This window comes from Dialister succinatiphilus, assembly GCF_928721695.1.
Taxonomy (GTDB): Bacteria; Bacillota; Negativicutes; order Veillonellales; family Dialisteraceae; genus Dialister; species Dialister succinatiphilus.
The window spans coordinates 46,129-58,283 of the sequence record NZ_OV788641.1 but is presented as its reverse complement, the minus strand read 5'-3'; the positions used below and the strand labels follow the sequence as shown (position 1 = coordinate 58,283).

Annotated in this window: 9 protein-coding genes; all 9 read left to right on the top strand. The window is 53.1% G+C overall.

What is annotated here, in order from left to right; translation table 11 throughout:
• The first annotated feature begins 363 nt into the window (after nucleotides 1–363).
• Entirely contained in the window at nucleotides 364–957 is a 594-nt protein-coding gene (locus NW747_RS00260; protein ID WP_273187427.1) for a hypothetical protein, read from the top strand.
• A 31-nt stretch (nucleotides 958–988) separates the two neighbouring features.
• Nucleotides 989–1,540 carry a phosphoribosyltransferase family protein gene (locus NW747_RS00255; RefSeq protein ID WP_273096752.1) on the top strand — a complete coding sequence of 184 codons (552 nt, stop codon included), beginning with the start codon at nucleotides 989–991 and terminating at the stop codon, nucleotides 1,538–1,540.
• 732 nt (nucleotides 1,541–2,272) lie between these two features.
• Nucleotides 2,273–3,811: a glutamine-hydrolyzing GMP synthase gene (gene guaA, locus NW747_RS00250; protein WP_273187426.1), complete on the top strand. Its 1,539-nt coding sequence runs from the start codon at nucleotides 2,273–2,275 to the stop codon at nucleotides 3,809–3,811.
• A gap of 224 nt (nucleotides 3,812–4,035) precedes the next feature.
• On the top strand, nucleotides 4,036–5,553 hold the full coding sequence (locus NW747_RS00245; RefSeq protein ID WP_273187425.1) for an SPFH domain-containing protein: 1,518 nt from the start codon (nucleotides 4,036–4,038) through the stop codon (nucleotides 5,551–5,553).
• Between the two features lie 22 nt (nucleotides 5,554–5,575).
• A complete protein-coding gene (locus tag NW747_RS00240) occupies nucleotides 5,576–6,676 on the top strand; it encodes a TFIIB-type zinc ribbon-containing protein (protein WP_273187424.1) in 1,101 nt (366 codons plus the stop codon).
• A gap of 13 nt (nucleotides 6,677–6,689) precedes the next feature.
• Complete coding sequence (locus NW747_RS00235; RefSeq protein ID WP_273187423.1) at nucleotides 6,690–7,442, top strand: TPM domain-containing protein; 753 nt, start codon at nucleotides 6,690–6,692, stop codon at nucleotides 7,440–7,442.
• A 287-nt stretch (nucleotides 7,443–7,729) separates the two neighbouring features.
• Entirely contained in the window at nucleotides 7,730–8,200 is a 471-nt protein-coding gene (locus NW747_RS00230) for a hypothetical protein (protein ID WP_273187422.1), read from the top strand.
• Between the two features lie 179 nt (nucleotides 8,201–8,379).
• Nucleotides 8,380–10,743 carry a hypothetical protein gene (locus NW747_RS00225; protein WP_273187421.1) on the top strand — a complete coding sequence of 788 codons (2,364 nt, stop codon included), beginning with the start codon at nucleotides 8,380–8,382 and terminating at the stop codon, nucleotides 10,741–10,743.
• Between the two features lie 12 nt (nucleotides 10,744–10,755).
• Nucleotides 10,756–12,147, top strand: coding sequence for an ATP-binding protein (locus tag NW747_RS00220; protein ID WP_273187420.1), 1,392 nt, complete (start codon nucleotides 10,756–10,758; stop codon nucleotides 12,145–12,147).
• Nucleotides 12,148–12,155 lie beyond the last annotated feature (8 nt).

The window sequence follows — 12,155 nt, the reverse complement described above, 5'->3', positions numbered from 1 at the left end:
TCCGCTGGCCGCATGGTTTCCAGAGGAAGGAGACTCTGGCACTTCGCCATGCAGCATTGATGACACAAGGGGATTTCCGCAGCGCAGGCTCCTTCCTATGCAAGGAGCTGGGCGAAGCCCTGTAGATAGGTCCGAAAATTTAAGGAGAACTGATGGCCCTGTTCTCCGCCGCTTTCTGGTACCCGACATCCTTTGCACCTTTTCCTTACCACCTCATATTCCTCTATGAAATCAGTACTCAATCAGACAAATTTATTGTACAATATAATAGGTATTGAATCAGACAGGAGATGATAAGGGTTGAAGAGATTTCAAAAGTGGGCACTGGTCTTAGGGGTCTCTCTGGCTTTTTCCTGGGGAGGGATGGCCGAAGCTTTTGAGCCTTATTACCTGAATGGGGACAAGACCTATCCTATGATACAGAATACCGGTGGTATTTATAACGACGGTGCTACAGGCCTTTTTCTTGATTTATCTACTTTGACGGTGGAGGATGTCTTTGAAGATGGTCTTCAGGCAAAGGTGAAAATAGTAGATGTGAAGTCTGCTCAAACCTATACGGAGAGCTGGATTCATGTACGCTACAGCGTGGATGGAAAGGCCTGGGCCCTGGGACAGGATGGGCGCTGGCGGGAAATCCCTTCCAATACGGAGGATCCCGCAGCGCTGACCGTGTATTTCATCAGACAGGCCATGACCGATGACAGTACCCGTGACCGGCTGTCCGGTGAAATTGACCAGATCATGGAGACAAAGAAGGACAATCCGGGAAAAACAGCGCCCGATGATGCGATTCCCCTGATGGATGTACAGGCTCCGCCCGCACAAAACGGGGTGAAGGAAAAGGGCAGCGTCCAGAAGGGGAATGACGATGCCGACCAAGTGACCGTAACCATTACGGAAGCGCCGAAGGTGGAAATTACATCGACTCCGCCGCCACAGGTGGATATTACATAAAGGATATACATTATTTTTTTCGAGGTGTATGATGGCAAAAAGACATTACGAACTTCATGTAGCCGGCTGCACAAGGCAGCTTCCCATTCTGAATATTTCCGACAAATTGGCTATTGCGGGATTTGTCATCCTGGGAGATACGGAAATCGTTGAAAACTGTGCCAAAGAACTGGCTTCCAGAGTGCCCAAAGATACGGATATCATCATGACGGCAGAAACAAAGGGTATCCCTCTGGCTCACGAGCTGGCCAGTGTGCTGGGCATGAAGAAGTATATCGTAGCCAGAAAATCAGTGAAAGCCTATATGGAAAATCCCATCTGGGTGGAAGATGAATCCATTACCACTGCCGGTAAACAGCGTCTCTACCTTATGGATACGGATGTGGAACTCCTGAAGGGAAGAAATGTGCTCCTGGTGGATGATGTCATCAGTACCGGCGGATCCATGAAGGCCATGAAACAGCTGGCTGAAAAGGCAGGGGCCCATGTGGTGGGTGAAGCAGCCATTCTGGCAGAAGGGGATGCTGCCAAGCGGAAGGACATTATCTATCTGGAACCGCTGCCCCTGTTTGAGGCGGAATGAAACAGGGCTGCCGTGACACGCCCTGGCGGGCGTGAGGGTTGACGGCCCTGTGGGCCGAAGGTTCTCAGGGTTCTGAAGATTGACGCGCCGCTGGCGCGAGGGTTGTGGTGGGCGGCTTCGCCGCCGGTTTGTAGAAAACAGCTTTAGTGGGTTAGTGCACTAGTGAGCTGGTAAAAACCAGACAACCGGGCTTTAGCCCGAGAAAAACAGGCAAACCGCCCTGACGGGCGTTGGAAAACCATACAACCGCGCCTTTGGCATCGGTCGGGCAATTCATAGGAAGGTCCTTTTTTGTGCAGGCAAAGGACCAACTTTGCCCGACTTGTAGACCCTCTGCAGGGTCTACACATTGGAAATGCACCCCTTTTGCCGCCTGCGGCGGCGTCTCCCCCGGAGGGGGAGATTTGCTCTATGAAAAACATAGAGTTACTTAAGTTAGCTTAAGACTGAGCAGTGAATAAACTTCCCCCTCCGGGGGAAGTGGTGCGCAGCACCCAAAGGGGTGCATTTCCATCGGGCGAAGCCCGGTTTTACGGTTTTCGCTGCCTCTGGCAGCATATAAAATTCATCGCCAAAGCCGCCACCTTCCCCCTGAGCGTCAGCGAACACAACCCTGCTACACAACCCGCCGCCGTCAGGCGGCCAACCTGCGGCGCCAGCCGCCTTTCAAATGTGATATAATAAGGAATACATTGTTTACGTTACTGATATTGTCTCCACAGGAGGAAACAGATGAAACATCAGGAAATTGTTATGATTGTTGACTTTGGCGGCCAGTACGCCCAGCTCATCGCACGGCGTGTCCGCGAATGCGGCGTTTACTGCGAAATCCTGCCATACAACAAGAGTGCTGAGGAAATCCTTGCCCAAAATCCGAAGGGCATTATTTTCTCCGGCGGCCCATCCAGTGTCAATGCTGAAAATGCACCCCAGGTGGATCCCGGCGTGTTCAAAGCAGGAGTACCGATTCTGGGCATCTGCTACGGCATGCAGCTCATGGCTAAGGAACTGGGCGGCGAAGTATCGAAGCCTGAAAAGCATGAATACGGCCATACTGATTTTTATCGCAACGGCAGCAGCGCCCTCTTTGAAGGCGTTTCCGAAAAGACCGCTGTATGGATGAGCCACGGCGACGCAGTGACCGATATGCCCGCCGGCTTTGGCCTCACCGGTCATACTGACCTGACTCCTACCGCAGCCATGGCCGATGAAGCCCGCCGTTTCTTCGGCGTACAGTTCCATCCGGAAGTGGTTCACACACCGGAAGGTACCACCATGCTGAAGAATTTCCTCTTTAAAATCTGCGAATGCAAAGGCGGCTGGTCCATGGGCAACTACATCGACATTGCTGTAGAAAACATCCGCGAAAAGGTTGGCAAGCACAACGTCATCTGTGCTCTCTCCGGCGGCGTAGATTCCTCTGTAGCAGCCGTGCTGGTGCATAAGGCTATCGGCGAACAGCTCACCTGCGTCTTCGTAGACCACGGGTTCCTCCGCCTCGGCGAAGCAGAACAGGTGGTAGATACCTTCAAGAATAAGTTCAATATGAAACTGGTGCACATCGACGCATCCAAGCATTTCATGTCCCTTTTAAAGGGTGTCACCGAACCGGAAAAGAAGCGTAAAACCATCGGCGCTGAATTCATTCATACCTTCCAGGAAGAAGCCAATAAGCTGGAAGACGTGAAATTCCTGGTACAGGGCACCCTGTATCCCGACGTGGTAGAGTCCGGTACCGCCACCGCTTCCACCATCAAATCCCACCACAATGTGGGCGGACTTCCGAAGGATATGAAATTCCAGCTCATTGAACCGCTCCGTGAACTCTTCAAGGATGAAGTCCGCGAACTGGGCCGTCAGCTGGGCCTGCCGGAAGAAGTGGTCAATCGTCAGCCATTCCCGGGACCGGGCCTGGCTATCCGTATCATCGGCGAAATCACACCGGAACGGCTGGATATCCTCCGCCGTGCTGATTTCATCGTAAGAGATGTGATTAAACAGCATGGTCTCTACAATGATATCTGGCAGTCCTTCGCCATCCTCCCCGCAGCTATCCGTTCCGTAGGCGTACAGGGCGATGAAAGAACCTACGACTACACCGTAGGCATCCGCGCCGTCACCTCCTCCGACGGCATGACGGCTGATTATTTCCGCTTCCCCTGGGAAGTGCTGGACGAAATGAGCCGCCGTATCTGTAACGAAGTGGCCGGAGTGAACAGAGTGGTCTACGACATCACCTCCAAGCCGCCGAGCACCATTGAATGGGAATAATTTGAATAATTCAGAAAGCATGACCTCATCGGCAGCGCCGAATGGAGGTCATGCTTTTTTGCGTGTGTATAAACTGCAAAATCCTATGTTTAATCCCTATGGATTCATAACCTGTAGTAAATTACAGGTATTTTTTTATTTCGTAATCAGCTATTCTATATATGAAAGGAAAGCTGATTTTATTGATTCCTAATCAATAGGGAAGTGAAAAGGAGGTAAGTATTATGGGTTTGATCAAAGCAGCCATGGGTGCCGCCGGCGGCGTACTGGCCGACCAGTGGAAGGAGTTTTTTTACTGCGACAGCATGCCCGCCAACATTCTTATGATGAAGGGGCAGAAGCGGACCAGTTCCCATAATCGCAGTTCCAATACCGGCGGAGAAGACAATATTATTTCCAACGGTTCCAAAATCGCCGTCAACAGCGGCCAGTGCATGATGATAGTGGAGTCCGGCAAGGTGGTGGATGTATGCAGCGAACCGGGGGAATACATTTATGACAAATCCACAGAACCTTCCATTTTCACCGGCACCCTGAAGCAGGGCATAAAAGATATGTGGGGCCAGATGAAGGAACGGTTCACCTTTGGCGGCGACACAGGAAAGGATCAGCGGGTCTACTATTTCAATATGAAGGAAATCCTTGGCAACAAGTACGGCACGCCTCAGGAAATCCCCTTCAAAATGAAAGATCCCGATACGGGGCAGATTCTGCTCATCCGTCTGCGCTGCTTCGGCGAATACAGCTACCACATTGTGGACCCAGTGCTTTTCTATACGGGTGTGGTCGGAAATGCAGCGGATGTGTTTGACCGCAGTCAGATCGACAGCCAGCTGAAGTCGGAGCTTCTGAACGCGCTGCAGCCGGCCTTTGCCAGACTGAGTGCCCAGCGCATTGACTATGTGGAGCTGCCGGGGCGGACTTTCGAAATCGCCGATGCCCTGAATGATGTGCTGTCCAAGCGCTGGCGGGAGCTCCGGGGTCTGGAAATCGTGTCCTTCGGCATTAACAGTATCAAGGCCAATGAGGAGGATGAAGCGAAGATTCAGAAAGTGCAGATGAGCAAGACTTTTGCCGATCCTTCGATGGCCATGGGCGCCATGGCCGATTCCACCAGTGATTCCATGCGTATGGCTGCCCAGAATGAAGGGGGCGGCGGCGCGGCTTTCGGCTTTATGAATATGAATATGGCTGGAAACGCAGGAGCCGGCTTGTATCAGCAGATGGCTCAGCAGCAGGAATTTATGAGGCGGCAGAAGGAACTCGATGAGATGACCCGCAGGCAGGAGATGATGGACCGGCAGAAGCTTATGGATAAGCCGGCCCGCGCGGAGGCGGAAGCCCGGGCAGCAGAAGGATCTGCTGCCGGCGGCTGGACCTGTCCTCAGTGCGGCACTGTGAACCAGGGCAAATTCTGTCCGGGCTGCGGTGCCAGGAAGCCGGAACCCAAGCCGGCGGAAGGTGCCTGGACCTGCCAGTGCGGACAGACGGGCAATACAGGAAAATTCTGCATGAACTGCGGAAAGACAAAACCGGAACAGAAGGAAGAAAAGGGCTGGGTCTGCCCTGGCTGCGGCGCAGTGAATCAGGGGAAATTCTGCATGGAATGCGGCAGTCCGAAGCCGGCAGGAGCTCCGCTCTTCAAGTGTGACAAGTGCGGCTGGCAGCCGGAGGATCCTCATCATCCGCCGAAATTCTGCCCCCGGTGCGGTGATCCTTTTGACGATAAAGACAGACAGTAGTCCATGAAATGAGGTGAGGAATATGGCCAATACATCTGTAGGCTATACATGTCCGAACTGCGGCGGTCCTCTGTCATTTTCCCCCGGCGCCGCCAAAGTGACCTGTCCGTACTGCGATACGGAATTCGAGACTGCTAAAATCGAAGAGATTTTTGCAAAGCAGGAAAAAATGGCGGCGGAAGCCCAGGCGGCAAAGGAGGCCAAATGGCATACGGAAGGCGCAGGCGGTGAATGGAGCGAAGAGGAAGCAGCTGCCATGAAAGCATTTACCTGCTCTTCCTGCGGCGCGGAAATCGTCAGTGACGGCAACACCATGGCCACGGAATGCTGCTACTGCGGTAATCCGGTCATGCTGCCCAGCCGGTTTAACGGTATGCTGAAACCGGATTTCGTCATTCCCTTCAAGAAGACCAAGGAAGATGCGGTGGCTCAGCTGAAGGAGTTTTACAAAGGCAGATGGCTCCTGCCCAAAGCCTTTACTGCAGGCAACCGGGTGGAATCCATCCAGCCCATGTATGTGCCTTTCTGGCTTTTTGATTCGGAAGTGACGGCGTCGGCGGAATTCAAGGCGGAGTCGGATACGGTCTATGAAACCCAGGATGAACGGGTCACGGAAACGAACGTGTATCGCTGCGACCGCAGAGGAAAAATGCGTTTCCGGCGGATTCCTGTGGATGGCAGCAATAAAATGGACGATACCTATATGGAGAGCATCGAGCCCTACGATTACGGAGATCTCAAACCCTTCAGCAGTGCCTACATGGCAGGTTGCCTGGCCGACAAGTACGATGTGGATGCGGAAGCCGCCGCACCCCGGGCTGATGAGCGGGTACGCAAAAGTGCCGTAGGTGTTCTGGAGGATACGGTAGAAGGATACATGCGCCGCGAGCTGGTGAACGATGTGATTAACAAGGGCGAAGGCAGCGTTTCCTACGCCATGGCTCCGGTGTGGATACTAACCACCCGCTATGAGGACAAGCCCTATACATTCATGATGAACGGCCAGACAGGAAAAATGGTGGGCAGCCTTCCCTGGGATAAGAATAAGGCCAATCTGTACTGGGCCGGCAGCACCGCTGTACTAACCGCTGTATTCTATTTCCTTGTCAGAATGTTTGTGTAAGGAGGGGAGAGGCATGAAGAAATATGTGTTACCACTGTTTATGTTTCTGGCGGCTCTTTTCCTCACTGTCACTGCAGCGGCATCCGACGTTTTGGGACTCCATGACGGTGCAAAGCTTCTGCAGACCTCCGAACGCACTGCTGTCATGAAAGAACTGCAGGATGTGGAAAAGCGTTACGGTGTAGGAATGGCAATTATCACTGTGCCTTCTACGAACAAAATGAAAATCGGAGACTATGCCAACAAGCTTCTGGACAGTACTTTCAAGGATGGGAAAAAGGGTAATATGGTTCTTGTCCTGGCCATGGATACAAGGGATTACTACATTGCCACTGACAAGGCCATGAAGGAACGGATTACCGATGCAAAGGGCATTCCGGCGCTGGAAGAAAAATTCCTGCCCGCTCTCAAAAAGAGTGATTATGCCGGAGCCTTTACGGCTTATGCCCGGGGCGTGGGAGAACAGCTGGCTTATTACGAAGAAAACGGGAAAGCCTATGATCCGAAAAGCGGCTTCAGCCCGCTGGCCCTGGCCATCGCCCTGGCCATAGGCGGGGCCTGCGGCTTCTTCATCCGCGCCGGCCTCATCCGCGGTATGAGCAACGTGGTGCCTGCGCCGGAGGCGAATACGTACCTGGACAGAGAGAGCTTCGAGCTGCTGGATAAGGAAGACACTTTCCTCTATATGAATGTCATCCGTACACCTAAAGCAAAGAAGAATGACAGCACCGATGCCGGCCATGGAGGAGGCGGCGGTAAATTCTGATATTCCATCCTGTTTACTCCATTCTTATGGTCACTGTGCCTGCGGGGGCCGGATCATCATGGGTGCCGGTGGTACTCGGGCCTCCGGGGACACGCTGATTAAATCGTTGCAGCCTTTCATTCTTGAATTTGGGTGCAATCCAGGGAATATGATGACGCGAATAGCAGACTGTTTAAGAATCTCCTGACGAAGTGGTGCATCAAAATTTTTATAAAGGCATACTCTGCGAATGAATCAGTGCTTTTCTGGTACAGTGGGCATTTGGAAAGAAATCCGGGAGGTTCACTATGAGATTTGGAAAGATACTGCTCATGGGACTGATGGCGGCCTGCCTTATGGGAGCTTCGTCCCGGGCCTGGGACGAAGGGAATACAATCTGTCCCGGCGATGGTGGTGCGGAAGCTGAGCAGATCCGCATTTTTATAAAGAACTGGAAAAAGGTTTATCCCATGGACGGGGAACCGGTACGGGAATTTGCGGTCACTGACCTTGACGGCAATGGTCTTTTGGAAATCCTGGTACGTCCTCCGGAAAGTGAAGACATCCCTGTTGTGTATGAAGTGACACCGGATCATGACGGACTTAAAAAGAGAAATAAAAAATGGTATAGCCGCCAGATTTCCGGCCAGTCCGTTGCCTGGTTCGTCATGCATCCGGAAACAGCGGCGGGTCCCTGGACAGGGAATATCGATGACGCTGAAGCGATGCTGCAGGACAGCTATGATGTGAACACAGGCCGTAAAGAAGCCTTTGGTTAAGAAGGGGCAAAAGGACTATCATCTTTGCAAATAAAATCGTAAATAAATAAAGGAACCGCACAGGATACTTCCTGCTGCCGTTCCTTTTTTGTTCTGGTATGGGGCTCTTATGCTATAATGAAGGTAACAATTATTCGATGCATCCTTCTTTCAAGAATCCCCGGGGGCAGGTGAGGGCTATGGGGAAATGGATCAGACTTTTATGGCTTGGCCTTCTCTTCTGGCTGTCCGCACTTACGGCGGTCTCGGGAGCAGTTATCCTGTACAACCATGACGAAGGAGAAAGCTATGGCCGCATTCTTTCTGAAAGAGGGGCAAAGGTGCAGGGGATTCCGTCATCCCAGCTGCTGCACCATCTTCCGGAAGATGATGTACAGGCTGTAGAAGCTTACGATGTACAGGCGGCAGTGCTGCAGGGAGGCAGCCGCGCCTCCTATCAGTGGTATCCTCAGTATACGGCCACCGTAGTTCTGGCTGTATCAGACAGCTGCCCGGTACCGGTTACAGGATGGCAGAGTCTCTCTTCCGCTCCTTTGTCCCTGGCTGTGACCGGCACCAATCCGGCCCGGCTCTTCTTCATACAGGCCATGAGCTATGGGCTGAAAGGAGATCTATCCGGCAGGGCAGGGGTGGAACTACTGAGGCAGCTTCAGGAGGATGGGCGGCTTTCTATGGAGGAAGGAGAAAATCGGCCTTCCGCGGATGTTTATGTGCTGTTCGATTACCAGGTCCGTGAGTGGCAGAGACAGGGCATTCCTGTACATCCGGTAGTCCCTGAGGAAGGAACTCTGGCGTTCAGGAAGGGACTTCTGGCTAAGGAGTCTTTATCCTTTGACAGCCAAAAATTGTCGGAGGCGCTGGAGGGCGCAGGATATGCTCTCTCCCCGCCGCCCGGGGCCCGCTTCGTTTCTGATGCGGAAGCCTTTCTGCAGGCCGGCGATGATATTCCACGGCAGATTACCAATCATGTTTTCCAAAGCTGCCGGCCCACCATCCTCACCGGTTTCAGTCATATGGTCTGGTATACGGTAACTTTGTTCTTTGTCATCCTCTGGGGCGGACGCCTCAGGCGGCAGGTGCTGCAGCCCCAGGTTCGCCGGGCCTATCTGGGGGTCATCATTACCCTGTGCTGCTGGATACTTTTCCGGGAAATCAAACTGAGCCTGCCCGATTTCATGAATGACGGCATACGCTATATCTGGTACAGCTATTATCTTTTCTATGGTATCCTGATTTCTTTTCTTCTATGGATCGGCTACAGCGCCTCCTATGCCTTTCTTACAAGGCCCTGTCCCCGGTGGATGAAGGGAATCTTCGCAGGAAATCTGCTTCTTGCCTTCCTGGTGATGACCAATGATTTCCACCAGCTGGTCTTTACGCTGCCTGCTGGTCTGGCGGCGGCTTACAGCCGTCATGGCTATGGGCCCCTGTATTTCATCCTGGCTGCTGTCTATGGCATGGAGCTTCTGGCTGTGAATGGCGTGCTCTGTTATACCTCCCTCTCCCGGAAGGTGAGCCATCCCGCCCGGATGATCCTGCCCCTGGCCGTTGTGGTGGGATATGGAATCTATGTGGTCGGGTATGCTTTGCCTGGTTCCCCTTTCCAGCCATCGGAGCTGGTGCTGGTGACGATCTGGACTGTTCTTCTTTGGCTGGAACTGGTGACAAGGGGAAAATTCGTCCCGGCCAATGAGGGGTACATAGACTTTTTCCGCCATTCCAGCCTGGCCATGCAGCTCTATGATCATGACGGGCACCTGGTCTATGCATCCAGTGGCACGGCTCCGCTGCGGGGAGAGGACTTTGAAGTGCAGTCCATGCCCATTTCCGGCGGCCTGGTGCGCTGGTACAGGGATGTAGGCCCTCTGCGTCGGCGGCAGGCTCTTTTGGAACGTCTCAACCAGGATCTGAACTGGTCCTATGAACTCCTCAGTTGTCTTAGTGATATCCGCCGTCAGGCGATTGAGCAGGGTGTCACCCTTAGAGTTTACAGAGAACTGGAGGAAATCATTGCCCGCAAGCAGCCGGCCATCCGGCACAGGCTGGCTTATCTGAAGACCGCAAAGCCCGGGCCCCACACCGATGCAGTCATCAGCCGTCTTCATATTCTGGCCTGCTATTTGAAAAAGCGATGTATCCTTCTTCTGCAGGGAAAGGAGGCAGGCATGCTGGATGCCCGGGAACTGGCTATGGCGGCGGAGGAATCCTGGCGATATTTGGAAAAGGCCGGGCTCCGGGGCTCTGTGGGCTTTGATTTGAAGGGAAATCTGCCGGTGCAGGCAGCCCTGACCCTCTATGATATTTTCGAGGATGTGGGAGAAGAGGTGCTGGCCCGGGGAGAAGCTTTTTGGCTTTGTCAGTTCAAAGAGACGGAGAAGGACTGGATTTTTTCCGTAGTGCTGGAAGAAAAAGAAGGAGAAACCCGCCCTGCTTCCTGGCAGGCTCTGTCGGAGTATGATGTTTCTGTGCAATGTGATGACACGGGCTATGGCACAAGACTCACGGTTCGGCTTTCCAGGGAAAGCACCGATTCATTCACATAGGAGGGAAACATTATGGTTAACTTATACACACTTCCTTCCTGGGAAATCCTGCTTTTCATTGTTGTTTCCATGCTTCTCTTCCTGGTGAACAGCGTCCTTTATTATTTCCTCATGCCCCAGGCGGAATTCAGCCATCTGGGACGGAAATGTCTGGAAGGGAGCAGTCTTATCCTGCTTCTGGCAGTTATGGCGGTGTTCTATGAAATTTTTACGGACGGCAGGGATGGTATCGTTTATGCCCACGGCACCGATATCTGGCGGTGGGCTGCAGTTTTGGCGGGTACGCTGAGTGCTCTGTACTGGTTTCGTGACCGACGGGCCCGGAGCCTGTGGATTTTAGGGGCTTCCCTTCTTTTATGGCCTGTATTTGATGACATCCTGCCCTGGTCCGTGGCCCTTTCCCTGGCCTTCCTGGCATGGCGGCTGCTGCGCCTTTTCCCTGAAACTTATGGCCGTTACCGGCAGCAGCTCACGGCCCGCTCCATCCAGACGGCGGTGGACTGCCTGGATGAGGGCCTTCTCATCAGTCAGGAAAAAGGGGAACCGGTGCTTGTAAATTTCACCATGTACGAGGTGATGGAGAAGATTCTTGGCACGGTAGTTCGCAATGGCAATATTTTCTGGCACCTGCTGCCCCTTTGTGACGGCAGGCCGGGTCTTTCCATGGAGCGCCACGGGCCGGATATGCTCTTCATCCTGGAGTCCGGAGAGGCCTGGCTCCTGCAGCGCCATCCCATCCACTTTCGCAGTGAGTCCGGCTGGCAGATTACTGCATCCGATGTGACGGACCTCTATCGGTTGAACCAGGAGCTGGACGAAAAAAACCGGGTGCTGAAGGAGCGGAATGCGGCGGTGAAAGATGCACTCGGAAACATGGTGGAACTGCAGACACGGAAGACTATGGAAAATCTGCGCTATAAAATCCATGATATATTAGGGCAGCGCATTACCATCCTGCAGCGGCTCCTGAATAATCAGAATATCAGCGATTACAGCACCATTCTTCCCAGCCTGGAAGACATGATGGCAGATCTGCGAGAGGACAGAATGGCAGACCCGAAGGAAGAACTGGATGCACTCATTGCTGCTTATGGCAGACTGGGGGTCTCGGTCATTCAAAAGGGGGCTCTGCCCGATGATACCTTTCGGGCGGGAGAATTTGTTCATATCATACGGGAAGCCCTCACCAATGCACTTCTCCACGGGCAGGCCGGATCCATAACAGTGACCTTTGGCAGGGACGGAGAGACAGCCCTTACGATTGTCGATGATGGCAGGGGATTAAAAGGCCCTCTTCGGCGGGGAACCGGCCTCAGGGCCATGGAACAGTGCGCCCGGAATCTGGGAGCAGACCTTCAGTATAAGACTGCTCCGCACTTTGTGATTACCTTAAGGAAACACTGATTCGTTCA